This window comes from Pseudomonas aestiva, from assembly GCF_039908605.1.
Classification (GTDB): domain Bacteria; phylum Pseudomonadota; class Gammaproteobacteria; order Pseudomonadales; family Pseudomonadaceae; genus Chryseomonas; species Chryseomonas aestiva.
The window spans coordinates 4,911,655-4,936,978 of the sequence record NZ_CP150916.1 but is presented as its reverse complement, the minus strand read 5'-3'; the positions used below and the strand labels follow the sequence as shown (position 1 = coordinate 4,936,978).

Annotated in this window: 23 protein-coding genes; 11 read left to right on the top strand and 12 right to left on the bottom strand. The window is 65.8% G+C overall.

The window, feature by feature from the left end; translation table 11 throughout:
• Positions 1-44 precede the first annotated feature (44 nt).
• Positions 45-1,988: a TonB-dependent receptor gene (locus tag AABM56_RS22880; RefSeq protein WP_263258565.1), complete on the top strand. Its 1,944-nt coding sequence runs from the start codon at positions 45-47 to the stop codon at positions 1,986-1,988.
• A gap of 571 nt (positions 1,989-2,559) precedes the next feature.
• Here the strand turns inward: AABM56_RS22880 and AABM56_RS22875 are convergent.
• From AABM56_RS22875 to AABM56_RS22855, 5 genes are all read right to left on the bottom strand, one after another.
• Complete coding sequence (locus AABM56_RS22875) at positions 2,560-3,915, bottom strand: HAMP domain-containing sensor histidine kinase (RefSeq protein ID WP_347883769.1); 1,356 nt, start codon at positions 3,913-3,915, stop codon at positions 2,560-2,562.
• The gene (locus AABM56_RS22870) at positions 3,912-4,640 is read right to left on the bottom strand and encodes a response regulator transcription factor (protein ID WP_133860190.1); all 729 of its coding nucleotides are present in this window, start codon (positions 4,638-4,640) and stop codon (positions 3,912-3,914) included. Before AABM56_RS22870 ends, AABM56_RS22875 begins: the two co-directional genes overlap by 4 nt.
• 68 nt (positions 4,641-4,708) lie before the next feature.
• A complete protein-coding gene (locus AABM56_RS22865; RefSeq protein ID WP_347883768.1) occupies positions 4,709-5,374 on the bottom strand; it encodes a GNAT family protein in 666 nt (221 codons plus the stop codon).
• Positions 5,371-5,820, bottom strand: coding sequence for a GNAT family N-acetyltransferase (locus AABM56_RS22860; RefSeq protein ID WP_347883767.1), 450 nt, complete (start codon positions 5,818-5,820; stop codon positions 5,371-5,373). The genes AABM56_RS22865 and AABM56_RS22860 overlap by 4 nt, the downstream gene beginning before the upstream one ends.
• A 14-nt stretch (positions 5,821-5,834) precedes the next feature.
• The gene (locus AABM56_RS22855) at positions 5,835-6,473 is read right to left on the bottom strand and encodes an FMN-binding negative transcriptional regulator (protein WP_347883766.1); all 639 of its coding nucleotides are present in this window, start codon (positions 6,471-6,473) and stop codon (positions 5,835-5,837) included.
• Between the two features lie 88 nt (positions 6,474-6,561).
• Between AABM56_RS22855 and AABM56_RS22850 the strand changes: the two genes are divergently transcribed.
• The 4 genes from AABM56_RS22850 to AABM56_RS22835 all read left to right on the top strand — a co-directional run bounded on the left by AABM56_RS22850 (position 6,562) and on the right by AABM56_RS22835 (position 12,208).
• On the top strand, positions 6,562-7,980 hold the full coding sequence (locus AABM56_RS22850) for a PLP-dependent aminotransferase family protein (protein ID WP_133860186.1): 1,419 nt from the start codon (positions 6,562-6,564) through the stop codon (positions 7,978-7,980).
• Positions 7,981-8,211: 231 nt separating this feature from the next.
• Positions 8,212-9,681, top strand: a complete 1,470-nt coding sequence (locus tag AABM56_RS22845; RefSeq protein ID WP_133860185.1) for an OmpA family protein — start codon at positions 8,212-8,214, stop codon at positions 9,679-9,681.
• Between the two features lie 15 nt (positions 9,682-9,696).
• Complete coding sequence (locus AABM56_RS22840; RefSeq protein ID WP_347883765.1) at positions 9,697-11,373, top strand: hypothetical protein; 1,677 nt, start codon at positions 9,697-9,699, stop codon at positions 11,371-11,373.
• 1 nt (position 11,374) lies between these two features.
• Positions 11,375-12,208, top strand: coding sequence for a hypothetical protein (locus AABM56_RS22835; protein WP_347883764.1), 834 nt, complete (start codon positions 11,375-11,377; stop codon positions 12,206-12,208).
• A 115-nt stretch (positions 12,209-12,323) separates the two neighbouring features.
• On the opposite strand, the gene AABM56_RS22830 is transcribed toward AABM56_RS22835, so the two are convergent.
• The 4 genes from AABM56_RS22830 to AABM56_RS22815 form a co-directional block, all read right to left on the bottom strand.
• On the bottom strand, positions 12,324-12,641 hold the full coding sequence (locus AABM56_RS22830; RefSeq protein ID WP_133860183.1) for a hypothetical protein: 318 nt from the start codon (positions 12,639-12,641) through the stop codon (positions 12,324-12,326).
• Positions 12,642-12,702: 61 nt separating this feature from the next.
• The gene (locus tag AABM56_RS22825; protein ID WP_133860182.1) at positions 12,703-12,915 is read right to left on the bottom strand and encodes a DUF6434 domain-containing protein; all 213 of its coding nucleotides are present in this window, start codon (positions 12,913-12,915) and stop codon (positions 12,703-12,705) included.
• Between the two features lie 66 nt (positions 12,916-12,981).
• On the bottom strand, positions 12,982-13,788 hold the full coding sequence (locus AABM56_RS22820; RefSeq protein ID WP_017639191.1) for an amino acid ABC transporter permease: 807 nt from the start codon (positions 13,786-13,788) through the stop codon (positions 12,982-12,984).
• Entirely contained in the window at positions 13,785-14,606 is an 822-nt protein-coding gene (locus tag AABM56_RS22815) for a transporter substrate-binding domain-containing protein (RefSeq protein ID WP_133860181.1), read from the bottom strand. The genes AABM56_RS22820 and AABM56_RS22815 overlap by 4 nt, the downstream gene beginning before the upstream one ends.
• A 99-nt stretch (positions 14,607-14,705) precedes the next feature.
• Here AABM56_RS22815 and AABM56_RS22810 point away from each other — a divergent pair, with 99 nt between their 5' ends.
• Complete coding sequence (locus AABM56_RS22810; protein ID WP_347883763.1) at positions 14,706-15,608, top strand: homocysteine S-methyltransferase family protein; 903 nt, start codon at positions 14,706-14,708, stop codon at positions 15,606-15,608.
• A gap of 76 nt (positions 15,609-15,684) precedes the next feature.
• Here AABM56_RS22810 and AABM56_RS22805 read toward each other — a convergent pair whose 3' ends face one another.
• Complete coding sequence (locus tag AABM56_RS22805) at positions 15,685-16,437, bottom strand: SDR family oxidoreductase (protein ID WP_263258576.1); 753 nt, start codon at positions 16,435-16,437, stop codon at positions 15,685-15,687.
• Between the two features lie 100 nt (positions 16,438-16,537).
• Between AABM56_RS22805 and AABM56_RS22800 the strand changes: the two genes are divergently transcribed.
• From AABM56_RS22800 to AABM56_RS22785, 4 genes are all read left to right on the top strand, one after another.
• Positions 16,538-17,479, top strand: coding sequence for a LysR family transcriptional regulator (locus AABM56_RS22800; RefSeq protein WP_263258577.1), 942 nt, complete (start codon positions 16,538-16,540; stop codon positions 17,477-17,479).
• A 242-nt stretch (positions 17,480-17,721) separates the two neighbouring features.
• Positions 17,722-19,056, top strand: a complete 1,335-nt coding sequence (locus tag AABM56_RS22795) for a CitMHS family transporter (RefSeq protein WP_133860177.1) — start codon at positions 17,722-17,724, stop codon at positions 19,054-19,056.
• A gap of 116 nt (positions 19,057-19,172) precedes the next feature.
• Positions 19,173-19,925, top strand: a complete 753-nt coding sequence (locus AABM56_RS22790) for a TerC family protein (protein WP_133860176.1) — start codon at positions 19,173-19,175, stop codon at positions 19,923-19,925.
• A gap of 164 nt (positions 19,926-20,089) precedes the next feature.
• The gene (locus AABM56_RS22785; RefSeq protein ID WP_133860175.1) at positions 20,090-21,760 is read left to right on the top strand and encodes a Na/Pi cotransporter family protein; all 1,671 of its coding nucleotides are present in this window, start codon (positions 20,090-20,092) and stop codon (positions 21,758-21,760) included.
• A 215-nt stretch (positions 21,761-21,975) separates the two neighbouring features.
• Here the strand turns inward: AABM56_RS22785 and ampC are convergent, their stop codons facing one another.
• Entirely contained in the window at positions 21,976-23,130 is a 1,155-nt protein-coding gene (gene ampC / locus AABM56_RS22780; RefSeq protein WP_347883762.1) for a class C beta-lactamase, read from the bottom strand.
• 171 nt (positions 23,131-23,301) lie between these two features.
• Here ampC and AABM56_RS22775 point away from each other — a divergent pair, with 171 nt between their 5' ends.
• Complete coding sequence (locus AABM56_RS22775) at positions 23,302-24,204, top strand: D-hexose-6-phosphate mutarotase (RefSeq protein WP_133860173.1); 903 nt, start codon at positions 23,302-23,304, stop codon at positions 24,202-24,204.
• Between the two features lie 79 nt (positions 24,205-24,283).
• Here AABM56_RS22775 and AABM56_RS22770 read toward each other — a convergent pair whose 3' ends face one another.
• On the bottom strand, positions 24,284-25,267 hold the full coding sequence (locus tag AABM56_RS22770; protein WP_133860172.1) for an asparaginase: 984 nt from the start codon (positions 25,265-25,267) through the stop codon (positions 24,284-24,286).
• Positions 25,268-25,324 lie beyond the last annotated feature (57 nt).

Here is a 25,324-nt window from a genome sequence, read left to right as displayed (position 1 = left end):
GCCAATCATTACCATCCATGCCCTTTCCCCGGAGGGCATGGCTCATGGCCAGGTTGCAATATTTCATCGCTACGCCGCTGGCGCTCGGCCTGGCCGCCGCCAGCCTGGCGGTCCAAGCCGAAGAGATCACCGATCTCGACACCACGGTGGTCACCGCCGCCGGCTTCGAACAGCGTCTGGAGGACGCTCCCGCTTCAGTCACCGTGATCGACGCCGAGACCTTGCGCAAGCGCCCGATCCGCGACCTGGGCGATGCCCTGCGCGACGTCGAGGGGGTAGTGGTCAACGGCGCGGCCAACGAGACCGACATCTCCATTCGCGGCATGCCGGGGGACTACACCCTGATCCTGGTGGACGGCAAGCGGCAGAGCGCGCGGGAGTCGCGGGTCAACGGCAATCGCGGCTACGAGCAGAGCTTCATCCCGCCAGCCGCGGCCATCGAGCGCATCGAAGTGGTGCGTGGGCCCATGTCATCACTGTACGGCTCCGATGCCATCGGCGGGGTGATCAACATCATCACCAAGAAGAACACCGCTACCTGGCACGGCTCCCTGACCACCGACTACATCGCCCAGCAGCACCGCGACCAGGGCAATTCGCGCCAGGGCCAGTTCTTTCTCAGCGGACCGCTGCACAGCGAACTGCTCGGCCTGCAGCTGTGGGGCCGCTACCTGGATCGCCAGGCCGACGACGACATCGAGCGGACCCAGGGCTTCAGCAAGGCGCGCCATCGCGACCTGACCGGGCGCCTGGCCTTTACCCCGAACGAGAATCATGAATTCCTGCTGGAGGCCGGGCAGACGCGCTTGCGCAACGGCGACGGCCTGAGCGACAACTGGGCGACCCGCCAGCAGGACAATGAACGCGATCACTGGTCGCTGAGTCACACCGGCCACTGGGACAGCGGACTGCGCTCGGACGTGTCGCTGCTGCACGAGGAGACCTCCCGCGAAGGCCTCGCCACGCCGGCGCAGACCGATGTCTATGGGCGCAAGCCGCAGGTTGAGAACACCGTGTTCGATGCCAAGCTGGTGACGCCCCTGGACGACCATCTGCTCACCACCGGTCTGCAATACAACCGTGGCGAGGTGCAGGATTGGAACCAGGGGCTGAACGATCGCCGCCAGTATTCCTTCGCGGTGACCCAGCAGGCACTGTTCGCCGAGGACGAGTGGGCCATCACCGACAGCTTCGCGCTCACCGGCGGGCTGCGCCTGGATCACCACGAGCTGTATGGCAATCACTGGAGTCCGCGGCTCTACGGGGTCTGGCATGCGACCCCTGAATGGACCTTCAAGGGCGGTGTCTCGCGCGGTTTCAAGGCACCGGAAATCCGCGCCGTGGCACCGGGTTATGCCTATCTGCGGCGCAACCGCTTCGTCATGCTCGGCAATCCGGATCTCAAGCCGGAAACCAGCACCAACTACGAGGTGGCGGCGCTCTGGTCCAACCGGCGCAATCTGGAGGCGGCGGCGACGCTGTTCTACAACGACTTCCAGGACAAGCTGTCCACGGTCACCACCACCGAGCGCTGGAACGGCTACATCCGCATGGATCGCATCAACGTCGACGAGGCGGTGATCCGCGGTGTGGAGCTCAGCGGTGGCTGGGATATTACCGAGGCCCTGCGTCTGGGCGGCAACTTCACCTATCTCGACTCGGAGCAGCGCAGTGGCCCCAACCAGGGTGCGCCCCTGGCCCTGACCCCGGAGCGCAAGGCCAACGTCCGCCTGGACTGGACCCTGTCGGACCGGCTCAATCTGTGGACGGCGCTGGATTACTACGGTGAGGAACACGACGCCACCCTGACCGGCGAAGCGGCGCCGGCCTACACCACCTGGGACGTGGGCGGCGGCTTCGTGGCAACGCGCAACCTGAGCTTCAATGCCGCTATCCGCAATCTGAACGATCGGCGCCTGGACGACGAGACCTATGGCACGGTGAACTACGGTCGGCATCTCTGGGTGAGTGCGACCTTGAGTTTCTAGGGGAGCCAGATGCTCCACGTGGAACCTGCACCGGGGTGGACGCGCGTGGGTGCCGGAACCGTAGCGTGGAAAACGGCGGAGCCTTTTCCACCGGGAAATCCGCTGTGCGGCGCGCCCTCACCCCAACCCTCTCCCGGAGGGAGAGGGGGCTATTCGAGCAGGCGTTCATCTCCAGCATCAGCCAGATCCTGATCGATCAAGCACCGTAGCGTGGAAAACGGCATAGCCTTTTCCACCAGGGAGTCCGCTGTGCGGCGCGCCCTCACCCCAGCCCTTTCCCAAAGGGAGAAGGGGGCTAGCCGAGCAGGCGTTCGCCTCCAGTAGCAGGATCCTGATCCTACAGGGTGTCGCCAGCTTGGGAACCACTGTCTTGGCGCGACCAGAGCGGTTCGCTGCTCTGGCTTTGGCTATCGCGGCCATGGGCCGCTCCTACAGGCACGGAAGCTACCGTAGGAGCGGCCGCATCGGCGGACCGCCATGGCCGCGATCAGCTGAGAGTATCCAAACTTCAAAGTCCGGCATTGCCTGCCCTAACCAAAGGGCCGTTGGACTTCGTTGTGCACGACCCGAACTAGGTGGCCGATGGCAACAGGATCCGGGCGCAGAGGCCGCCTTCCGGGCGATTGTGCAGATGCAGCTCCCCGCCATGGGCGAGGATGCAGGCGCGGGCGATGGCGAGACCCAGGCCCAGGCCGCCGGGGGACGCCTGTCCCGGAGGCCGGTAGAAGGGCTCGAAGACCTGCTCCAACTGATGCTCGGGCACGCCAGGGCCGTCGTCGAGGATGTCCAGGCGGAGCAGCTGTGGCTCGGGGCACGACAGCTCCAGTGCGGCGCTGCTACCGTGCTGCAGGGCGTTGTCGAGCAGATTGCCCAGGGCGCGCTTGAGCGCCAGTGGGCGACCGCGGAGCAGTGCCGCGCCGATGCCCGACCAGGTCACCGTCTGGCCCAATGCCTGATAGCGATCCTGCAGTTCCTGCAGCAGGGCGACGAGGTCGACATCCCGATGGATTTCGGTCCGGCGCTCGCCACGGATGAAGTCGAGGGTTTCCTGCACCATGGCGTCCAGTTCGGCCAGGCTTTCTTCCATGTCATCGCGCTCGACCGAGGGCTCCAGCAGGGCCAATTGCACCCGCAGCGCGGCCAGTGGAGTGTTGAAGTCGTGGCTGATGGCGGCCAGCATACGCACCCGATCATCCAGGTGGCGCAGCAGCCGTTCCTGCATCAGCTCGAAGGCCGCGGCCAGCTCCCTGGCCTCGCGTGGGCCCTGACGGACCTCCAGGCGACTGCGCTCGCCCCGGCTGAGTCCCTCCGCGGCGCGGGTGAGCCGTTGGAGCGGCCGTACCAATTGGCCGATCAGCAGCCAGGCCAGCAGCAGCACCGGCAGGGCGCCCAGCAGCAGCGACCAGCCCAGGGCGGTCAGCCAGCCGTCGCTGCGTGCCGGATACTGCACGGCATTGAGCCAGCGACCGTCCGGCAGGCGCACGCTGCTGCGCAAGCGCAGGGGTGCCCAGCCGGCTGGGGTCAGCGGCGAGGCGCGGGCGGCGGCGCCCGCGAGGCCTTCCAGCTGCATCACCAGACCCTCTTCGGCCTGTCCCAGACGCCGCGCCAGATCCCGGGTCAGGCGGCGTTCCTCCGCGAGCATGGGGAAGGGCGCCACCTCCGGCGTCGCGGCTATCCAGACCTGTGCCGGTGACTCGGCCAGCACCCGCAGCAGGGCTTGCGCCTGCGCCGTCGGCAGGCGCTCGACCGCCGTACGGGCTACCGCCAGGCGCTCCAGGGCCTGGCCATAGGACAACGGATGGACCAGCGAACCGGTCTGGTGCAGGACCAGCGCCGCGGCCGCGTGTGCCAGCAGCAAGGCCACGCAGAACAGCAGGCAGAGGCGGGGGGTGATGCCCTGCAGCCAGCGACGCCAGGGCGCGATCATGGGCCGTCCAGGGCCTCTACCGGGCAGTCCAGCAGATAGCCGCGGCCCCAGACGGTGCGCAGTGGCGATTCGCCTGCCGGATCGGCCAACCGCAGGCGTAGCCGACTGACCTGGCGATCCAGGCTGCGGTCTTCCAGTGCGCGATCGGGCGGCTGTACCTGATGCAGCAATAGATCACGATGCAGCACGGTCTGGGGCTGACACAGGAAGGCCAGCAGCAGGCGAGCCTCCGCCTGACCCAGGCGGCGGGTGCTGCCGTCCGGGTATTGCAGGCGCTGACTGACGGCGGCGTAGTGCCAGCCCGCGAAACGATAGTTTGCCGCCGGCACAGGCTCGCTCGGAGAGGTTGGAGCGGTCGCCTGGTAGCGACGATGCAGGGTGCGAATCCGTGCCACCAATTCTCGCGGTTCGAACGGCTTGGTCAGGTAGTCGTCGGCGCCCTGTTCCAGGCCAAGCACCCGATCGTCCACCTCGCCCCGGGCGGTGAGCAGGATGATCGGCGTCGTGTCGCGCTGGCGCAGCTCACGGCAGAGACTGAAGCCGTCGCCATCCGGCAGCATCACGTCGAGGACGATGACGTCGAAGCGTTGCTGCGCGAGCAACGCCTTCATCCGCGTGGCATCGGCTGCGGTGGTGGCTTCGAGTCCCTGGCGACGCAGGTAGATCGCCAGGGGCTCACGCAGCTTGCGGTGGTCGTCGACGAGGAGGACGTGGATGGCGGTCACGGCTAAGGGGGACTGGTGGTAGCAACCTCTCTAGGATAACGCTTTGCCTGCTCCGTTGGTATTGCTTCTCATTTGCCAGTCGTGACAGCAAGGGCGCTGAGCTGGCGCCCTTCGGCATCGAAATTTTCCGCCGCCAGCCAGCGCCGGAAGCCGGCGTCCACCATGGGCCATTCGTGATCCAGCAGGCTGAACCAGGCGGTGTCGCGGTTGCGGCCCTTGACCACCCGGTGCTGCCGGAACAGCCCCTCATGGCGCATGCCCAGCCGCTCGGCCGCGCGCTTCGAGCGGGCATTGGCGTCGTCGCACTTCCACTCCAGGCGCCGATAGCCGAGGGCGAAGGCTTCCTGCATCAGCAGATAGAAGGCTTCGGTGGCCAGGGGCGTGCGCTGCAGGCGCCCGCCAAAGGCAACATGGCCGATCTCGATGCTGCCGTGTTCGGGGACGATGCTCATCAGGCTGAGTTGCCCCAGGGCACGGCCATGGCGGGGATCCACCACAACGTAGAACAAGGGATCGCGCCCCTGGGCCAGGCCCGCCAGCCAGCTGTCGAAGACCGCCCGCTCGGTGAAGGGGCCATAGGGCAGATAGTCCCACAGGGCCGGGTCCTGGTCGTGCAGGGCCTCCCAGAGATCGTCGCCGTGACGCTGAGGGTTCAGGGGTTCCAGGCGTACATGGCGACCCTGCAGCAAGCGGGGCTGGGGCAGTTGGGCCGGGGTCCAGTCGAGCGGGGTCATGGTCTGTCTCCCAGCAGGTGGCGGTACTGGATGAAACCGGAGCGGGTGGCGATGCGATCATAGAGCTGGCGTCCCGGGTAATTGGTCTCCTGGGTCAGCCAGTGCACCCGATCGCAGCCGTCCGCTGCGGCGCGGGCGTAGACGTGCTCGATCAGGGCACGGCCCAGTCCGCTGCCACGATGGCCTTCAGCGACATAGAGATCCTGCAGGTAGCAGTAGTCGCCCTCGGTCCAGCAGGACGGGTGATAGATGAAATGCACCAGGCCCAGGGGGCGCTCGCCGTCCCAGGCCAGGGCGCCGTGCAGGGGCTGGGCGGGGTCAAGCAGCCGTTGCCAGGTGCGGGCATAGGTGGTTTCCGGCAGCCGGGTCTCGTAGAAGGCCAGGTAGGCCTGCCACAACGCGTGCCAGACGACGTGATCGGCTTCGCTCAGGGGGCGGATGGTCATGGGTGGCTCCAGGGTCAGGCGGGAAAGGGGATCAGGGCGGCCAGGGCCTGGTCGCCGGGTACCGGGCTGGCGGCCAGTCCCTGGCGGACGCCTTCGCGATCGGCGGCGTTGCGATTCTGGCTGAGCTTGGCGATGCCCTGGAGGCTGTCCAGCGGCAGGCGCAGGCCGCGGATGGCGCGCAACATGCCCTGGACATAATCCGCAGGCGCATCCGCGACCTGCCAGGGGCGGGCACGCCCGGCTTCGTGCTGGTCGGTGAGGCGTTCCAGCAGCTGTAGCAGTCGCTCGGGGTCATCGAACACCTCGACGCTGCCGCGGGCGTGCACGGCCTGGTAGTTCCAGGTCGGCACCACCCGGCCATGTTCGGCCTTGCCGGGATAGAAGGCCGGGCTGACATAGGCCTGGGGGCCCTGAAACACCGCCAGCACCGGGCCTGCCTCGACCAGCGCCTGGGCCTGGGCCTGGGGATTGCTGCGCGCCAGATGGCCGTAGAGGGTGCCACAGGGACCCTCGTCGGGCGCCAGCCAGAGCGGCAGATGGCTGACCAGCGGACCGGCATCGGTCTGGCTGATGAGTAGCGCCAGGGCATGATCGCGCAGATGCTGGTGCAGCCTGGGCAGGTCTTCGAGACAGAAGGCGGGGTTGGGGTACATGGCAAGGCTCCAGCAACGTCTCGCCATGCTAAGGTCGGCTTTGGCTCCCTGTAAGAGCCAATTCCTGCAACTTTCAGGGTGCCAATCCATGCTGGGATTCGATCCGTCGGGGCTGTTGCTGGAGCCCGGACAGGGCTTGGCGCGCCAGCTTTACCAGGGCTTGCGGGGGCGGATCCTGACTGGTGAGCTGGCCGCCGGGGTGCGCCTGCCGGCCAGTCGCGAACTGGCGCGGCTGCTGGGCGTGTCGCGCAATACCGTAACCGCGGCCTACGAGCAGCTGCTGGCCGAGGGCTTTCTCGACAGCCGCCCGGGCGACGGTACCTATGTCGTGCCCGTGACCCAGGCCCTGACCGCTCCCGATGCCACGGTTAGGGCCACGCCTGCGCCTCCAGCCAGCGTGCCACCCGGCGCGCCGTGCGCCTTTCGCGTCGGTCTGCCTGCGGTGGATCTGTTTCCCTTCGCCACCTGGGCGCGGCTGCAGCAGCGTTTCTGGCGCCAGCCCGAGCCGGCCCTGCTCGGCTATCGCGAACCCGGCGGCGAACTACGCCTGCGGCGCTTGCTGAGCGCCTACCTGCGCCAGGCGCGGGGCCTGGTCTGCGCACCCGAGCAGATCCTCATCACCAGCGGCGCCCAGCAGGCCATCGAACTCTGCGCCCGGTTGCTGCTGGCGCCCGGAGCCCGGGCGGCCATGGAGGATCCTGGCTATCGCGCCGCGGGCCTGGCCTTGCAGAGTGGCGGGGCGCGATTGCAGGGAGTCGCGGTGGATGGGGCCGGGCTGGTGGTGGAGCAGCTGGCAGGGCTGCCGGACTGCCGGCTGGTCTATGTCACCCCGTCGCACCAGTATCCCACCGGCGCGGTACTGTCCCTGCCGCGCCGCCTGGCGCTGCTGGACTGGGCGCAGCAGGCCGACGGCTGGATTGTCGAGGACGACTACGACGGCGAATACCGCTACCAGGGCGCGCCACTGGCACCCCTGGCCGCGCTGGATCGTCACGGCCGGGTGCTCTATGTCGGCACCTTCTCCAAGATCGCCTTTCCCGGCCTGCGCCTGGGCTATCTGGTGGCCCCGCCCGCGCTGCTGCCGGCGCTGTTGGAGCTGCAACGGGCCGGCATCCGCCATCTCGACAGCGCCACCCAGACGGTCATGGCCGATTTCATCGAACAGGGCCACTTCCAGCGCCATATCCGCCGCATGCGACGGGCCGCGCGCAATCGCCGCGATGCCCTGCTGGCCGGCTGGCCAGCGGTTGCCGGCTGCGCCCCGCCGGGCGTCCCGGTGGCCGGCCTGCATCTGTGCCTGCCGGTCACCCACCTGGCCCGCGAAGCCGAGCTGGTGACCCGGGCGGCCGCGGTCGGGGTGGAACTCAATGCGCTGTCGCGCTACTGGCTGCCCGAGGGCCCGACCCCGCCCGACGCCCGCGCCGGACTGGTGCTGGGCTTCGCGGCGGTGCCGGAGGCACGGATCGTCGAGGCGCTGGCCAGGCTGCGGGAAGCCTGGATGGAGTAGTTATGCTGGCAATAACGTTAGTTATGATATTGCCGTGAGATTATTAGGCTGACCCAAGTTTGGCTGTCATTGCAATTGAGCCTACTTCTGCTTCACTTGCCATCCCCGATATCGGGATATAATCCAGGCTTCTATCCTGCTAGATAGAGCACCCGCCGTTTTCATGGATGAAACATCATAGGTCGTTTCATCCTGGTTATCCGTTATCTCCAGTAACCAGGAGTCACTTACGTGAGTCAGGCTTCTTTGCTTCCTTCCCGGCCAGTACGCCTTGCTGCGCTGGCCGTAGCCATTTCCTTGGGCGTCACCGGCTGCGCCACCGTCGATAATTTTTCTAGCGGCCAAAGTCGCACCGTCAACTGCCTGGCCGGCGGTTTTCTCGGTGCCGCTACCGGGGTCGCCGCTGCTGCATTGGCCAAGGGCGATGGGGCAACGCTGATCGCCGGGGCCGTGGTCGGCGCCTCGGTTGGCTGTGGCGCCGCCCTGGCCTACAAGGATCGTCTTGAGCGACTCAAGCAGATCGCCGAGCAGGAGAAGATCCCGCTTCAGGTGGAAACGTTGCAGACCGCCGCTGCTACACCTTCGGCCGCGCCCCAAGAGGCGGGTCTGGTGGCCCAGATCGCCGATGAAGGCATGTTCCCGATAGGGAGCGCCCAGCTCAACGACGAAGGTCGCCGCAAGATCGGCAAGTTGGCCAGTGCCTATGTAGGCAAGGAAGCCACGCCCATTCTTATCGTTGGCCATACCGACGCTACCGGCACACCGGCCATCAATCAGGCATTGTCGGAGCAGCGGGCGCGTGCGGTGGCGAGCATTCTGGTCGAGCAGGGCATTTCGCGAGATCGCATGTACTTCCAGGGCGCCGGCGCCTCACGCCCCATTGCCGACAACAGCGATCCACTCGAGCGCGGCAAGAATCGTCGCGTCGAGATCGTTGAGTTGAACGACAAGGCGATGCTGGTCAAGCGCATCAACGCGGAAAAGAACAACGCCAAGTATCTGGCCCATGGCACCGCCACGGAAGCTGTAGCCAAACCCGAGGGTAAAAAACCGGTTGTTGCCACGACTTCGTCGAACGCGACCAAGACGGCTGATGCCGAGGCGCCTCGGCAGACGAAGCAGAGCCTGGCAAAAATCGACTTCGGCGGTCAGCCGGTTGATAGCGGTGCCTGGAAGCTCGGTCAGGCCCTGCGTCCGAAAAGCGGTGGATTCGCGTTGATCTCCAGTGCCTACGCCCAGGTACCCATGAGCAGCTGTCAGCAGGACGCCCCGCGCATCAGCGGTGAAGTCAAAAGCTTCGCCACAGGCGCTGCGCTGTCTGACCACGCCACGCGCGAATACCTGCCAGGCATGAACGGGCGTGCCTGGGCGGGTCTGGTCAATGGCCATCTGGTAACCCTGTCGCCGGTTGCCGTGCTGCGTGATAACGCAGCGCTGGTGAAGGATCCGAAAGTCTTCGTCACCCAGAATTACGAAAAAAACAAAGGCGGACCCAGCGATGCCTACACGGCCATCGCCAATACCTATGAAGGTGAAGACGCCATTCTCTACCGGGTCTTCCTGGAAAAACCCGAGCAGGCACCGGTAAGTTGTATTGATGTAGTGATTAAAAAGACCGGCGACAAAAGTATCGACGGCGACCTGTTCTACGACAATGGCACCAAACCTTACATAGCGACTTATGCGCCTGTGCGCGGCTGATTCCGGGGACGAAACATGGAACTTTTCGAGACATTGACGACAGCGCTGGCGGCTTATCGCTACGCGATCTGGCCACTGATCAGTCTGCTGGTCCTGGTCGTGGTAATCATCCGCTGGTGGGAAGAGGTCAAGTACTTCTTCCTCAATCTAGGCGTCAGCTTTCCGGTCATGGGCTTCATTGCCAAAGCCTCCAAACGCGATCTCATGCAGGATCGCGAAGAGGGCGGGACAGCCTGGTACAAGGCTGAACGCGAACTGTGCGCGAAATATCACCGCTATTACGAGCGTGTGAACAAGGACGCAGCCTTTTACGACAAGTGCGCCAACTACCTGAACAAGGTGGAAGAGCGCGGTCGCAAACCGACGGGATTGCCCCTGTGGATCGGCAGCATCTTTCTGGTGATCCTCGAGGCGTTCATCTTCGCCCTGGTACTGGCGCCTTTCATCGCCAACAACATCTCCGCCAATCAGGCGGAATTCTCGGCCATCGTCATCTCCCTGCTGATTGGTACCATTCTGGTTCCCGCTACCCACCTCATGGGCGCCGAGATTCACCGCAACGGCCTTATCCGCAAAGCCCGCGAATGGCATCGTCAGGCCAGGCGCAACAACAATGCCAAGGATCTTCAGGCGGATGCCGGCGTCGATCTGGACCGTACCGGCCTCGATGATAGAGAGCCCAAGTACCTGCATATCATCAACCGGGTAAAGCATAACGCCACGGTCTCCCCAACCTGGTGGACCACGGTCATTGCCACCGCGCTTATTCTGACGCTGGCCATCGGTGCCTATTTCATCCGGGCGTCCACCATCAACGAATTGGAAACACAGCAGGTAAACGGTTCACCCTATGCGTCGGCCAGCAATTCGGCGCTTACCCCAGACGCCTCGCCTTTCCAGTTGCCCAGCGAAGCCACTGCCGATGGTCAGGCGGCTGACCAGCGTGCGGCCAGTGAGGTCGCTGGCGATCGGATCTTCGCCTACAAACTCACCTTCTTCATCCTGTCGGTCATTTTCATCGGCGTGCAGATCATCGGCATCCTGATCGGCGTCTTCCGTTCGTTCGCCGGCACCCAATCACGGGAAGCAGCGGGCTATATCTCCGGCTTCAGCAGTGCCAGCGAATTCGCGGCCTATCAGCAGAGTCAGCGTGATCGAGTCGCCCGAGATGCCGAGGCCAAGCTCAGCAGTCTGCAAGAGCGGATCGAGCACCGGCATTCTCTAGGCGGTAGTGCTGACCGTGGGCCGCGCCGGAGCTTTGCGCTCTATGCCAACGAGAAAGAGCGGCAGAACAGCGAAAGTCAGCGCCAGAAAAAAGCGCATGACGCCGCCAGCGAGCTGGAAGAGATGCGTGAGGCACTCGATACCGCCAAGAAAAAGCAGGCGTTGCAGCGTGAACTGGCTGCGCTCAACAACGCGGCGGCCAGTGCTGAAACCTTAACGCCTGAGCGCTCGTCGAGTGCGACCGTTGAAGCACCAGCACCAGCACCAGCACCAGCACCAGCACCAGCACCGGTACCCGCAGCTGCGTTGGATCAGAACGCCTTGATCGCCAACCTGGGTGACCTCACGGTCTATTCCCCCGAAGAACTGACCGCCATCGGCGAAGAGCTGGGTATCGACAGCGCCGCGCTGCTGAGCAAGCAGAAAGTGCAGATGGCGATAAAGCGCGCCAAGAAAGAGGGTGCCTGAGATGCGTCTGACCGTAACCCTGGCAATCGCTGGCCTGTTGTTGGCGCCTGCGGCAATGGCGGCTGAACGTAACGACCTGCCGAGCTGTTACCGCTATGCGCAATTGGCCAGCGAACAGCCAGCCGCGTCAGGGCGAGCGTTGACGGTGGTCATCGATGAAACGGTCAATATGCCCCAGGCGCTGAAAAGCAGTGCCTGGGAGCACACCCTGAGATACCTGCAGCCAGGCGACAGCATCAAGCTCTATCAATTTTCGGCTTTGTTGCAGAACAACTACATGAAGTTGCAGTTCGCCGGCATCCTGGAAAAGCCGTTGGTTGGCAAGGTGCGTAACCATATTGGCAACGCCAGTCTCAAGAAGCTCGATACCTGTCTGCAACAGCAGGCTGGCTTCTTTCAAAAGACGTTCGGCAAGCAATTCGTCGAGAGTTTCGGCAAGCCGAACGAGGAGATTTCGCGCAGTGAAATCTTCGCCAGCCTCAAGAAAATTGGTGAAGACCTAGGCCAGGAGCCCAGCGAGGATCAAGTCATCCTGCTGGTATCCGACATGCTGGAAAACAGCGACTTCGGCAGCTTCTATCAAGCCAACCGCATTCGTGGAATCGACCCCGCAGCCGAGCTGGCCAAGGTAGAGAAGAAGGCGCTGTTCGCCGAACTGCACGGCGCCCGGGTTTATGTCATGGGTGCGGGGCTGATCGGCGACGATGCCAAGGGCGCCTATCGTTCAGGCAAGGTACTGCAGAGTCTCGAACGTTTCTGGCAGGGCTATTTCGAGCGTTCCAATGGCAGGCTCGTCAGCTTCGGTACGCCGGAGCTGACGACCGATCTCAAGTAAGCCGCTGGATCCTGCTGCCTCAGCTGCGATTTCAAAGGATCAATCCTCCTTTACCAGGTGCGATCCTTTGAAGAGCCGCTTTTCCCACGCCGACGTCATCAAACACGATCGGCATTCATCCCGGTTGGCGCCCAGTCAATCGGCTTGCACCAGAATCCGATCTCTCTGTCTGCCGAAGAGCGGCTTTTGCCTGGGGGCCATAGGTGGCTATGGCGTCCTCGATCTGCCTTCGATCGTCGAAATCCAGATCGTTACGAAGTCTGCGGTATTCGCGACGCCTGACCTTCAATTGATCGATACAGGCCTGATCCCGCTCTGGTTTTGCCTCTTCTGCCTGGATCAACCGCGAACAGTTGGCCATCAGCGCTTCCAGACCAAAGCGCGCCGTTTCAAAGCGGGCCAGCTTTTGGGTAGTAGTGTCCGTATCAGTCATGTGACCTCCGGTTCTGCTTACCAATGGCAAGGATCAGCGATTGATTAGAGGCGAGAAGATTCTATCGAGCGCGCTGCCGACGTTGCCGTTCATCCATCACATCGCCCAGGGTCTTGGGTACTTCACTGCGGATCCACGCCTTGAGGTCGCGATCAAAGCGGAAGGCCTCGCCACAGGCCGCGATCATGAAGCGGCGAACGTTCTGCGTGTGCCTATAGTGCCGATCAATGACGGTGGCGCGATTCAGCTCGGCACCATGCCAATCCACTTTCATTCCGGTTACTTCGGTAGTGGGGAGTGATCGGGCGTCGGTCGTTTACCTCGGCCCGGCCTAGCCTCGCTAACGCCCCCGATACGCCTTCCCGTAATGCCGCTCAAGGCGCGACTGCATGAATTCCATGGCCAGGGACATCAGCCAGTAGAGCACCGCCGCGGTGGTCAGCATTTCCAGATAGCGATAGCTGGAGCGGCCATAGGACTGGGCGAGGAACATCACCTCCCAGACACCCATTACCGAGACCAGGGAGGAGTCCTTGAGCATGGAGATGAACTGGCTGGTGGTGGGCGGGATGATGCTGCGCATGGCCTGGGGCAGGGTGACGCGCCAGAAGATCACCCGCGGCGACAGGCCCAGCGCCCGGGCCGCCTCGCGCTGACCGGCGGGGACGCCGAGCAGACCGGCGCGAAAGATCTCGCTGAGGTAGGCGCCATAGTTCAGCGACAGGGCGAGGATGCCGGCGCTGATGGCGCCGGGCACCACGCCGATCTGCGGCAGGCCCAGGTAGATCAGCAGGATCTGGATCAGCAGCGGGGTGCCGCGAAAGAAGGAGGCGTAGAAGGTGGCCACGCCATAGGCCAGGGCACTGGACGACAGCCGCCCCAGGGCCGCGGCGAAGCCCAGCAGCACCGACACCAGGATGGAGCTGAGGCTGAGGAACAGCGTTAGGGCCGCGCCCTGCAGGAAGCCGTTGGGACCCAGGCGCCAGCCCACCAGGTTGGGCAGGCGCGGCCAGACGCTGGCGAACTTGAGGTCGAAGCCGAGCACGAAGACCACGCCCCCGGCCAGCAGCGCCAGCCAGGTCAGCCAGACACGGGTACGAAAGCTCAGCAGCGGACGCGATTCGACCGGGGGCGGTAACTGACTCATTGGCTGATGTCGGCACCGATCCACTTGTCGGAGATCCGTTTCAGGGTGCCGTCCTGGCGCAGCCCCTCGATGATCTCGCGCAGCTTGGCGGCGAATTCCGCATCACCCTTCTCGATGGCCACGGCGTTGGGCTCGGCATAGAGCGGTGCGCCTGCCAGCTTGAACTTGCTGTCCTGGGCCAGGCGCGGCTGGGCGGTCACCAGGTTGGTCAGCACCGCGTCCAGGCGTTTGCCGGCGCCCAGGCCCAGGTCCTGGAAGGCGACGTTGTCGTCGGGGAAGGGCACCACCTGCACCTGGTCGAAGGGGTAGCTCAGCGGCTGGTCTTCCTGGCCTTCGATGGTCAGGTCCTTGTTCAGATAGCTTTCGTAGGAGGAGGCGCTGGTGACGCCGACCTTCTTGCCGGAGAGGTCCTTGGCACCGTGGATGCGGTCGTCACCGGCGTTGACCACGATCACCGCTGGCGAGGCGTAGTAGTTGACCGGGAAATCGAACACCTGGGCGCGCGCCTGGCTCGGCGTCATGGAGCAGATGCAGACGTCGTAGCGACCGCTCCAGCGACCGGCGGCGATCACGTCCCAGGAAGGGGTTTCCAGGCGCAGCTTGACGCCGAGCTTGTCGGCCACCGCCTTGGCCACGTCCACGTCGAAGCCTTCCAGCTGATTCTGGGCATTGAGCTGGGAGAAGGGCGGATAGCTCTCCATGAGCACATTGACCAGCTCGCCCTTGGCCTTGATGCGGTCCAGGGTGGTACCGGCCGAGGCCGAGGTGGCGACCAGCGCCAGGGTCAGGCCGAGGGCCGATAGCAGAGCGGTTCTCATGGGGCGTCCTTTGCAAAGGGAAAGAGGGCCTGGTATTAGAGAGATATGAGAACCGATATTGAACTCTGTTTTGGTTATAAGGAAAAGTGAAATAGCTATATGGCCAACATGAATCTAGTTCTGCTCGACGGTGGCATGGGCCGCGAACTGCAGCGCCGTGGCGCGCCCTTTCGTCAGCCGGAGTGGTCGGCCCTGGCCCTGAGCGAGGCGCCGGAGCAGGTGGAGGCGGTGCATCGGGCCTATATCGAGGCCGGTGCCCAGGTGATCACCAGCAACAGCTATGCGGTGGTGCCCTTCCATATCGGCGAGGAGCGCTTCGCCGCCGAAGGCGAGGCCCTGGCTGCGCGGGCCGGTCAGCTGGCGCGGCAGGCGGTGTTGGCCAGTGGTCAGCCGGTGCGGGTGGCGGGTTCGCTGCCGCCGCTGTTCGGCTCCTATCGCCCCGATCTGTTCGAGCCGGCGCGGGTGGACGAGGTGCTGCAGCCGCTGATCCGCGGCCTGGCGCCCCATGTCGATCTCTGGCTGGCGGAAACCCAGAGTTCCCTGGCCGAGGTGCGTGCCATCGCCGCCGGGCTGCCCGGGGATGGCAAGCCGCTGTGGCTGTCCTTCACCCTGAAGGACGAAGACGTCGACGAGATCCCACGACTGAGATCCGGCGAGCCGGTGGCCGCGGCCGCGCAGCTGGCGGTGGGGCTGGGCGCCGGAGCGCTGCTGTTCAATTGCAGCCAGCCCGAGGTGATGGCCGCGGCGCTGGATACCGCGCGGGCGACCTTCGCCGCGGCGGGGATCGAGATTCCCTTTGGCGCCTATGCCAACGCCTTCCCGCCCCAGCCGGAAGAGGCCACCGCCAACGACGGCCTCGATCCCCTGCGTCCGGACCTGGATCCGCCCGGCTACCTGAGCTTCGCCCAGGACTGGCAGGCGCGTGGCGCGAGCCTGATCGGCGGCTGCTGCGGCATCGGCCCGGAGCACATCGCCGTGCTCAACACGCGACTGCGCGGCTGACGCCCGCATTCGGTCGGCAAAAAAAGCGGACAGCGCTCAGGGCGCTGTCCGCTTTTTTCTTGCCGCCAGACGCCGTTCAGACCTGCGCCTGGCCACCATCGGCGAAGAGTTCGGCGCCGTTGACGAAGCTGGAATCGCTGGAGGCCAGGAACAGGGCAACCCTGGCGATTTCCTCCGGCTCGCCGACGCGACCCAGGGGGATCTGGCTGGCCAGGTGGTCCAGCAGACCCTGCTGCTGGGCGGCATCCGGACCGGCCAGTTCCACCAGCCCCGGGGTGCGGGTGGCACCCGGACTCAGGGTGTTGATGCGGATGCCGCGGCCCTGCAGCTCCAGGATCCAGTTGCGGGCGAAGGCGCGTACGGCGGCCTTGGACGCGCCGTAGACGCTGAAGGCCGGGGTGCCGGTACTGGCGGCGGTGGAGCCGGCCAGGATCACTGAGGCATGGTCCGCCAGCAGCGGCAGGGCCTTCTGCACGGTGAACAGCACCCCCTTCACGTTGCGATCGAAGGTGTCGTCGTAGTGGGCTTCGGTCACCTCGGCGAGGGGCAGCATGCTGCCACCCCCGGCGTTGACGTAGAGCACGTCGAGGCGTCCGTGTTCGTGGCGGATGCGCGCATAGAGGGCATCGAGCTGGTCCAGGCGCGAGGAGTCCACGGCGATGCCGGTGGCGTTGCCGACCTGAGCGACCGCGGCATCCAGTTCCGCCTGCCGCCGGCCGGTGAGGATGACATGGGCGCCCTGCTGGGCGAAGAGTTTGGCGGCGGCCAGGCCGATGCCGCTGGTTGCGCCGGTGACGAGGGCGATCTTGTCGGCGAGCTTGAGAGTCATGGCTGAATCTCCGAGTGGTTGTGATCAGGTGGAGTCAGCCTATCGACCCTGGCCTCTCTGCAAAATAGAATGATTGGCAAGTCATCGTTGCAGAAATGAAATGAGCAGATTGCCGGATTTCGAAGGCTTGGCGATGTTCGCCAAGGTCGCCGAGGAGGGCTCCTTCGCCGCCGCGGCGCGGGTGCTGGGCGTGTCGGTGGCCACTGTCTCGCGGGCGGTGACGCGCCTGGAGGAGCGCCTCGGCGGGCGGCTGTTCAATCGCACCTCGCGGCAGTTGGCGTTGACCGAATTCGGCCGCGAGCTGGCCGCCCAGGCCGGTGATCTCTATCGCCAGGCGGAGGCGACCGAAAGCGCTGCCCAGGCGCGCGCCGTGCAGCCCCGCGGCCAGGTGCGGCTGGCGGTGCCCATGGCCTTCGGCCTGCGCTGGGTGGCGCCGCTGCTGCCCGAGCTGCTGCGTCGCTATCCCCAGCTGACGGTGGATCTGCACCTGTCCGATGCCACCGTGGATCTGGTGGCGGAGGGCTTCGACGCCGCCCTGCGCATCGCCGCCTTGCCCGACTCCTCGCTGGTCGCCCGGCGGCTCTGCGCGGTCAGCCAGCTGCTGGTGGCGGCGCCGGCCTATGTCGAGCGCCATGGCCATCCCCAACATCCGCAGGAACTGACCGAACATGCCTGCCTGAGCTACGCCTACCGGGCGCGCAGCCAGGTGTGGCGCTTCAGCGGGGACGACGGTCGCGAGGAAAGCGTGCTGCCGCGTGGTCCCCTGCGCGTCACCAATTCCGAGGCCCTGCTGCCGGTGCTGCTGGAAGGCCTGGCCATCGCCGAGTTGCCGGACTTCATCGCCAACGACTACCTGGCCGATGGCCGGCTGGTGCCGCTGCTGCCGGACTGGCAGCTGACCCGTGGCGGCCTCTATTTCGTGACCCCCTCGGCGCGCAGTCGCCCGACCAAGATCCAGGTGCTGCTCGATTTCTTCGTCGAGCACCTGAGCACCCCGGGCTGGCAGCGGGGCGAACAGCCCCCGTTCGTGTCGGCTTCGTGACATCCCGCAACATCCACTCGCCACCACGCAAGGCTGGCGAAAGGTTGACCTCTTAGGATCCGCTCAAGACCCGCCCCCGTGAGCGGGCGACGTGCCTACAAAAATAACCAGGATTCTTGCCATGTCGTATCTGTCCCTCCAGGCGTCCCCGCGCGCCCGTCTCCCCTGGATTTTCGCCCTCTCCGCGCCGCTGCGCCGCGGCTGAACCTTCCTTCTCTTCGCGAAAATTCAGAGGTATTCCCATGCTGACTTTCCTCGGCTTCGCCATGGTCATGACCTTCATGTACCTGATCATGACCAAGCGCCTGTCTCCGCTGATCGCCCTGACCATGGTGCCGATCGCCTTCGCCGTGCTGGCCTGGGCGCTCTCCAGCGAATTCGCCAGCCTCGGTAGCGTCAAGCTCGACGCCCTCGGCCCGATGATGCTCGACGGCATCCGCAAGCTGGCGCCCACCGGCGTGATGCTGCTGTTCGCGATCCTCTACTTCGCCGTGATGATCGACACCGGTCTGTTTGACCCGGCGGTGCGCTGGATCCTCAGGCTGGTCAAGGGCGATCCGCTCAAGGTGGCCATGGGCACCGTCTTCCTGACCCTGGTGGTCTCCCTGGACGGCGACGGCTCGACCACCTACATGATCTGCGTGGCGGCCATGTTCCCGCTGTACAAGCGCCTGGGCATGAATCCGCTGATCATGACCTGCCTGATGCTGCTCTCCAGTGGCGTGATGAACCTGACCCCCTGGGGCGGTCCGACCGCCCGCGCCGCCAGTGCCCTGCACGTGGATCCGGCCGACGTCTTCGTGCCCATGATCGCGCCCATGCTGCTGGCCATCGCCTGGCTGTTCTTCCTCGCCTACCTCTATGGCCGCAGCGAGCGCGCCCGCCTGGGCATCCTGCAGATCGGCGAGACCGAAGGCGCCGACGTCACCGTCTCCCAGTGCGCCGAGGCCCGCCGCCCGCACCTGCGCTGGTTCAACGGCCTGCTGACCCTGGCGCTGATGGCCGCGCTGATCGTTGGCGTGCTGCCGATGCCGGTGCTGTTCATGATCGCCTTCGGCATCGCCATGACCGTCAACTACCGCTGCCTGAACATGCAGAAGCAGCGCATCGCCGCCCATGCCGAAAACGTCCTGGCGGTGGTCTCGCTGATCTTCGCCGCGGGCATCTTCACCGGCATCCTCTCGGGTACCGGCATGGTCGACGCCATGTCCAAGGGCCTGCTGGCGGTGATCCCGGACGCCCTGGGTCCGTACATGGCGGTGATCACCGCCCTGGTCAGCCTGCCGTTCACCTTCTTCATCTCCAACGACGCTTTCTACTTCGGCGTGCTGCCGGTGCTGGCCGAGGCCGCCGCGGCATATGGCATCAGTCCGGTGGAGATCGCCCGGGCCTCCATCGTCGGTCAGCCCGTGCACCTGCTCAGCCCCCTGGTGCCCTCGACCTACCTGCTGGTGGGCCTGGCCAAGGTGGAGTTCGGCGACCACCAGCGCTTCACCCTGAAATGGGCGACCGTGACCTGCATGTTCCTGCTGGGCGGTGCTTTGTTACTGGGTGTGTTTCCGCTGTACAGCCGCTAGAGTTTTACCAAATGTACGACTAGCCTTGCGGGCTGTTCGAAAATGGCGCGTCGCCTGACGCGCCTTTTCCATTGGAGCGCGCGCCCGAGCGCGTCTCAGCTAAAAGAGGATTTGCAATGGACTGGCTGACCAACCCGGAAATCTGGGTCGCCTTCTTTACCCTGACGGCCCTGGAAATCGTTCTGGGCATCGACAACATCATCATGATCTCCATCCTAGTCAGCCGCATGCCCAAGCACATGCAGGCGCGGACCCGTTTCTTCGGTCTGGCCCTGGCCATGGTCACCCGCATCCTGCTGCTGCTGTCCATCACCTGGGTGATGCGCCTCACCGCCGACCTGTTCTTCGTCTTCGGCCAGGGCATCTCCGGGCGTGACCTCATCCTCTTCTTCGGCGGCCTGTTCCTGCTGTGGAAGAGCAGTGCCGAGATCTACGAAGGCCTGGAAGGCGAAGACGAGCACGACGAGGACGCCCCCCAGAAGAAGGGTGGCGGCTTCATCGGCACCATCATCCAGATCGCCATCATCGACATCGTCTTCTCGCTGGACTCGGTGATCACCGCGGTGGGCATGGTCAGCCACGTGCCGGTGATGGTCGCGGCGATCATCGTCGCGGTGCTGGTGATGATGCTGGCGGCCGGCGCCATCAGCAATTTCATCGACAAGCACCCGAGCCTGAAGATGCTGGCGCTGTCGTTCCTGATCGTGGTCGGTACCGTGCTCATCGCCGAAGCCTTCGAAGTCCATGTGCCCAAGGGCTACGTCTACTTCGCCATGGCCTTCTCGCTGGCGGTGGAAGCCATCAACATCCGCCTGCGCGGCAAGGCCAAGGCGCGCGAGGCGGTCAAGCTGCGCAAGGAGCAGATCTGATCGCGGCGGCGGAACCGACCCGGCTCTCCGCCGCCTAAACCAGCAAGTCCCCACGAGCCCGAAGGTGCCCTGCCTTCGGGCTCGTGCGTCTGTGCAGAACGGTCATTACGATTTTGTGACAAGCTCGCCAGGAGCTCTTGGACACGCGCCGGGAGGGCGCCACGATGCTGACACTGCTCAATCTGCTATCCGCCGTTGCCCTGCTGGTATGGGGCACCCATATCGTGCGCACCGGTATCCTGCGGGTATACGGCGCCAGCCTGCGCCGGGTGCTCAGCCGCAGCATGCAGCGCAGGCCGCTGGCCTTTCTTTCCGGCATCGCCGTCACCGCCCTGGTGCAGAGCAGCAACGCCACCGCGCTGCTGGTGACTTCCTTTGTCGCCCAGGGCCTGGTGCCGCTGACCCCGGCGCTGGCCATCATGCTCGGCGCCGACGTGGGCACCGCGCTGATGGCGCGGGTGCTGACCTTCGACCTGTCCTGGCTGTCGCCGCTGCTGATCTTTCTCGGCGTGGTGTTCTTTCTCGGCCGCAAGCAGACCCGCGCCGGCCAGCTCGGCCGGGTCGCCATCGGCCTGGGGCTGATCATCCTGGCGCTGCAGCTGATCGTCGAGGCGGCCTCGCCCATGACCCATGCGGCCGGGGTCAAGGTGCTGTTCTCTTCACTGACCGGTGACCAGCTGCTCGACGCCCTGACCGGCGCGGTGTTCGCCATGGTCTCCTATTCCAGCCTGGCGGCGGTGCTGCTGACCGCCACCCTGGCCGGCTCCGGGGTCATCTCGCTCAAGGTGGCGCTGTGCCTGGTGGTGGGTGCCAACCTGGGCAGCGGCGTGCTGGCGCTGATGGGCGCGGCCAAGCAGGGCGTGGAGGCGCGGCGGGTGGCGGTGGGCAGCCTGCTGTTCAAGCTCGCCGGCTGCATCCTGGTGCTGCCCTGGATCGGCCTGCTGGCCGACTGGCTGCAGGGCTACGACTTCAACGACGCCGAGGTGGTGATCGGTTTCCACGTCGCCTACAACCTGGTGCGCTGCCTGCTGTTCCTGCCGCTGACCGGACCCCTGGCGCGCTTCTGCACCGCCATGCTGCCGGCCAAGGACAGCGCCGAGACCATCCTGCGACCGCGCCACCTGGACACCGCGGCCCTGGATACCCCGGCCCTGGCGCTGACCAACGCCTCGCGCGAGCTCCTGCGCATGGGCGATGTCATCGAGCAGATGCTGCAGCACCTGCTGGTGCTGATCAATGCCGGCGACAAGCAGCTGGCCCGCGAGGTGCGCCGCCTTGATGATGATGTCGACGCCCTCTACACGGCGATCAAGCTGTACCTGGCGCGCATGCCGCGCGACGACCTGGACGAGCGCGACAGCCGGCGCTGGGCCGAGACCATCGAACTGGCGATCAACCTGGAGCAGGCCGGCGATCTGATCGAGCGCATGGCCAGCGACGTCGACAGCAAGAAGATCGCCGCGCGGCGGTCCTTCTCGGCTTCTGGGGTAGACGAACTCTCCGCGCTGCACCGGCTGCTGGTCGATAGCCTCAAGCTGTGCCTGTCGGTCTATCTCTCCGGCGACCTGGACGCGGCGCGCCGCCTGCGCCGGCTCAAGCAGCGCTTCCGCCTGCTGGAACGGCGTTATGCCCATGCCCATGTCGAGCGGCTGCACCAGCAGGTGGTGGAGAGCTTCGAGACCAGCTCCCTGCACCTGGGCTTGCTCAGCGACATGCGCCGGGTCAATTCGCTGTTCTGCAGCATCGCCCACGGCGTGCTCGAAGCGGCTGATGCCGGCTACGCCACCGAGCACGAGCTGCCGGTGGAAGGACGCGAGAAGTCGGGCGGAGCTTGAGGCCGCGGTTTGACGCAGGGGTTCGTGGAGGAGGCTACGCCACCATCCGCCCCATCCGCCCTACGGGGCTTCAATGATTTATCGCGGCCATGGCGGTCTGCCGATGCGGCCGCTCCTACAGATGACTGTCTGCTCGCATTATCGCGGCCATGGGCCGCTCCTACAGAAGCATCACACCCTGTAGGAGCGGCCCATGGCCGCGATAAACCCTTCGCTCACTGCACCCGGCTATCGAGCTGCTGCAAGATCCGCCAGGCCGCTTCGATCCGCGCGGCATTCGGGTAGTTGCGGTTGGCCAGGATCACCAGGCCGAGCTGGCGCTCGGGGATGAACAGCGCATAGGCGCCGAAGCCGTTGGTGGAGCCGGTCTTGTTCAACAGCCGGGCGCCGCTCGCCGGCAGCGGCGGGTGCTGCCAATCCACCGGTTGCGGCTCCAGGGCCATCGCCGGGGTGTTGCCGGCCAGCAACCGGGTCTTGGGCAGCGGATAGGCGTAGGCCTCCCAGGCCAGGCCCTGGCTCATGGGTCCGCTGCGGTAGTAGCCCTGCTGGGAGGCGTCGAGCGCCTTGGCCAGGGGCACCGGCAACCGGCCGGGATTGAGATTCGCCTCGATGAAGGTGAGCAGATCACCGGCGGTGGTCTTGATGCCATAGGCCTCCTCGGCATAGGCGCCCGGATTGACCCGCAGCGGCTGGTCGTTCTTGCCATGGCCCCAGGCATAGTGGGCCTGCTCGGCCGCCGGCACCTGCAGATAGGTACGGCTGAGGCCGAGGGGCTTGAGCACGTGGTGCTGCAAGGCCGTGGCGAAGGGTTCATCGAGCCGCTGGGCAGCCAGGGCGCCAAACAGGCCGATGCTGGGATTGGAGTAGAGGCGGCGGCTACCGGCGGGGAAGGGCGGCTGGAAGGCGCGGTAGAAGGCCGTCGTCTGATCGTCGCGGGTGACGCTGTCGGGAAATTGCAGCGGCAGGCCGCCGGCGCTGTAGGTGGCCAGCTGTAGCAGGCTGGCCTGGCCGATGGCGCTGCCGGCCAGGGCCGGGCGGACCTGAGCAGCGGACTCGTCCAGCCGCAGGCGACCGGTCGCCGCCGCGTAGCCACCCAGGGCGGCGGTGTAGGTCTTGCTCAGGGAGCCGATCTCGAACAGGGTGGCGGCGTCCACCGGCTGGCCGCTGCGGCGATCGGCGGTGCCGAAGTAGTAGAGCCGGCGCAGGCCTGGAGCCGTGACACCCACGGCCAGGCCTGGAATGTCCTGCGCGGCCATCACCGCGCGGGCGGCGGCGCGGATCTCGTCGTCGAGGGGGGTGGCCGCGTTGGCCAGGAGCGGCAGGGTCAGGCCCAGGCCAAGCAGCAGAGAAAGACGCGGGAAAGCCGACATGCGGGAGCTATTCTTGAGGAGGAAAGGCCAGGAGTCTAGCCGAGCCTTGCCGCACCGGTATGAGACGTGGCCGGCGTTGGAAGATTTTGCCGCCGGTGCTGTCCATGGCTGGCTGGAGCCCGGTCCTCGACTGGACTACAGTCGCCTCTTCCCTTTTCCAGGAGTCATCCCATGTCCGCTGCCCCCCTCGTCGAACAGATCCAACTGGGCCAATTGCCCGTCTGGCGCATCCGCGTCGGCCAGGCCGAAGCCCTGGTGGCCTGCCAGGGCGCCCATGTGCTGCGCTACGGCTTCGACGGCGAGCCGGACATTGTCTGGGGCAATCCGGAAGCCGTGTTCGAGCCCGGTACCCCTATCCGTGGCGGCATCCCGGTCTGCTGGCCTTGGTTCGGCGACCTGCTGAAGAATCCGGCCGCGGTACAGGCCATGTGCACCACCACCGCGGACGCCCCGGCCCACGGCCTGGTGCGCCAGGTCGCCTGGCAGGCCGGCGGCGTCGAGGTGGACACTGACCGGGTGCGCCTGGACTTCCATCACCGCACCTCCGCCGAGACTACTCCGGGCTGGCCCCATGCCACTGAGCTGACCCTTAGTCTGAGCGTCGGTGAGCGCCTGGAGCTGACCCTGAGTGTGCGCAATCTGGAAGATCACCCGCTGGTGCTGAGTCAGGCGCTGCACACCTATTTCGCCGTGAGCGACGTGCGCGAGGTAGGCATCGAAGGTCTGGCCAATGCCGACTACTACGACTGCCTGGACGGCTGGACCCGCAAGCGGCAGAACGGCGAGCCGACCATCACCGCCGAGACCGACCGGGTCTATGTCGGCCTGCCGGCACGCCTGGCAATTCGCGATACTCAGTGGCAGCGCCGGTTGTTCGTGGAGACCCGCAACAGTCATTCGGCGGTGCTTTGGAATCCCTGGATCGACAAGGCCGCGCGCCTGAGCCAGTTCGCCGATGACGCCTGGACTGGCATGCTCTGCATCGAAACCGCCCGTGTGATGGACGACGTCCTCACCGTGGCGCCGGGTACCTCGGCCGAAATGGCGGTGAGCCTGTGGCGCGAAGCGCTGTAAGGCGCTGAGCGAGCGTCTCGGCCAGCCCTCACCCCGGCTCTCCCGGAAGGTGAGGGAGCCATTGGCACCTAGCCGAAGATCACAACTCCTCGCACAGATTCCGCCCGATCCACTCAGCCACCGCCACGCGCTCCAGGCCGCAGCCGAGCAGGCTGTGCAGCTTGCCCAGGGCGGCTTCACGAGTCATACCGCGTCCTGAGATCACCCCGGCATCGGCCAGGCCGCTGCCGGCGGCGTAGGTGCTCAATTCTACTGTCCCGCGAGCGCCCTGGCTGAGGGCGACCACAGGAACGCCGGCATCGCGCAATTCGGCGAGGGCGGCGAGAAAGTCGGCGTCATCCGCGGGGCCTGTGCCGCTGCCATAGCACTCCAGCACCAGCCCCTGTACGCCGCTGCCCGCCAGGCCGCGCACGACTGCGCCGTCGACGCCTGGAAACAGCGGCAGCACCGCCACCCGCACCGACTGACGTGGCAGGTCGAAGCGCAGCGCTGGTGGCGTTGCGACCAGGGCCTCGCCGCTGCGCGGCCGGGCGCTTTCCACGAAAGCCTTCCAGCCGCTGCTGGCCTGCTTGGTGCAGCGCGCCGCCGGCAGGCGTTCGCCATGGAATTGCACATGCACCCCCGGCGTCAGCCCGCTCGAGAAGGCGGCGAAGCTGTCCACCAGGTTGCCGTCGGCATCGCTGTCCAGTATGCCGGCCGGCAGCATGGAGCCGGTCAGCAGCACCGGAATGGCCAGACCCAGCAGCCGGAAGGCCAGGGCGGCGGCGCTGTAGGCCAGGGTATCGGTGCCGTGCAGCACCAGCACGCCACGACACGCCGGGTCCGCGGCCGCGGTGATGATCGCCTGAGCCATGCGCTCCCAGGCGGCGGGGGTCATGTTGGCGCTGTCGATCAGCGGCAGCAGCTCCTGCAGCCGCCAGGCCGGCGTGCCCAGTTCCGGACGGCTGGCCAGCAGGGCGTCGATGCGCGTCTCGAAACCGGCGGCGGGAGCCAGGCCGGCGGCGGTCGCCTGCATGCCGATGGTGCCGCCGGTGTAGAGGATGTGCAGGTAGGGTGAGCTCATGAGGGACTTCCTGATAAAACTGCCCCCACACGGGGTGGGGGCAGGAAAGCGGTCGCG

What these genes read in the sequence shown, in the direction of transcription:
- AABM56_RS22815 (WP_133860181.1), bottom strand. Translation starts at nt 14,606, where the DNA reads ATGAGAACCGCTCTGCTATCGGCCCTCGGCCTGACCCTGGCGCTGGTC.
- AABM56_RS22775 (WP_133860173.1), top strand. Translation starts at nt 23,302, where the DNA reads ATGTCCGCTGCCCCCCTCGTCGAACAGATCCAACTGGGCCAATTGCCC.
- AABM56_RS22850 (WP_133860186.1), top strand. Translation starts at nt 6,562, where the DNA reads ATGCTGGGATTCGATCCGTCGGGGCTGTTGCTGGAGCCCGGACAGGGC.
- AABM56_RS22860 (WP_347883767.1), bottom strand. Translation starts at nt 5,820, where the DNA reads ATGACCATCCGCCCCCTGAGCGAAGCCGATCACGTCGTCTGGCACGCG.
- AABM56_RS22790 (WP_133860176.1), top strand. Translation starts at nt 19,173, where the DNA reads ATGGACTGGCTGACCAACCCGGAAATCTGGGTCGCCTTCTTTACCCTG.
- AABM56_RS22865 (WP_347883768.1), bottom strand. Translation starts at nt 5,374, where the DNA reads ATGACCCCGCTCGACTGGACCCCGGCCCAACTGCCCCAGCCCCGCTTG.
- AABM56_RS22880 (WP_263258565.1), top strand. Translation starts at nt 45, where the DNA reads ATGGCCAGGTTGCAATATTTCATCGCTACGCCGCTGGCGCTCGGCCTG.
- AABM56_RS22800 (WP_263258577.1), top strand. Translation starts at nt 16,538, where the DNA reads ATGAGCAGATTGCCGGATTTCGAAGGCTTGGCGATGTTCGCCAAGGTC.
- AABM56_RS22795 (WP_133860177.1), top strand. Translation starts at nt 17,722, where the DNA reads ATGCTGACTTTCCTCGGCTTCGCCATGGTCATGACCTTCATGTACCTG.
- AABM56_RS22840 (WP_347883765.1), top strand. Translation starts at nt 9,697, where the DNA reads ATGGAACTTTTCGAGACATTGACGACAGCGCTGGCGGCTTATCGCTAC.
- AABM56_RS22825 (WP_133860182.1), bottom strand. Translation starts at nt 12,915, where the DNA reads ATGAAAGTGGATTGGCATGGTGCCGAGCTGAATCGCGCCACCGTCATT.
- AABM56_RS22835 (WP_347883764.1), top strand. Translation starts at nt 11,375, where the DNA reads ATGCGTCTGACCGTAACCCTGGCAATCGCTGGCCTGTTGTTGGCGCCT.
- AABM56_RS22830 (WP_133860183.1), bottom strand. Translation starts at nt 12,641, where the DNA reads ATGACTGATACGGACACTACTACCCAAAAGCTGGCCCGCTTTGAAACG.
- AABM56_RS22820 (WP_017639191.1), bottom strand. Translation starts at nt 13,788, where the DNA reads ATGAGTCAGTTACCGCCCCCGGTCGAATCGCGTCCGCTGCTGAGCTTT.
- AABM56_RS22785 (WP_133860175.1), top strand. Translation starts at nt 20,090, where the DNA reads ATGCTGACACTGCTCAATCTGCTATCCGCCGTTGCCCTGCTGGTATGG.
- ampC (WP_347883762.1), bottom strand. Translation starts at nt 23,130, where the DNA reads ATGTCGGCTTTCCCGCGTCTTTCTCTGCTGCTTGGCCTGGGCCTGACC.
- AABM56_RS22805 (WP_263258576.1), bottom strand. Translation starts at nt 16,437, where the DNA reads ATGACTCTCAAGCTCGCCGACAAGATCGCCCTCGTCACCGGCGCAACC.
- AABM56_RS22875 (WP_347883769.1), bottom strand. Translation starts at nt 3,915, where the DNA reads ATGATCGCGCCCTGGCGTCGCTGGCTGCAGGGCATCACCCCCCGCCTC.
- AABM56_RS22855 (WP_347883766.1), bottom strand. Translation starts at nt 6,473, where the DNA reads ATGTACCCCAACCCCGCCTTCTGTCTCGAAGACCTGCCCAGGCTGCAC.
- AABM56_RS22810 (WP_347883763.1), top strand. Translation starts at nt 14,706, where the DNA reads ATGGCCAACATGAATCTAGTTCTGCTCGACGGTGGCATGGGCCGCGAA.
- AABM56_RS22770 (WP_133860172.1), bottom strand. Translation starts at nt 25,267, where the DNA reads ATGAGCTCACCCTACCTGCACATCCTCTACACCGGCGGCACCATCGGC.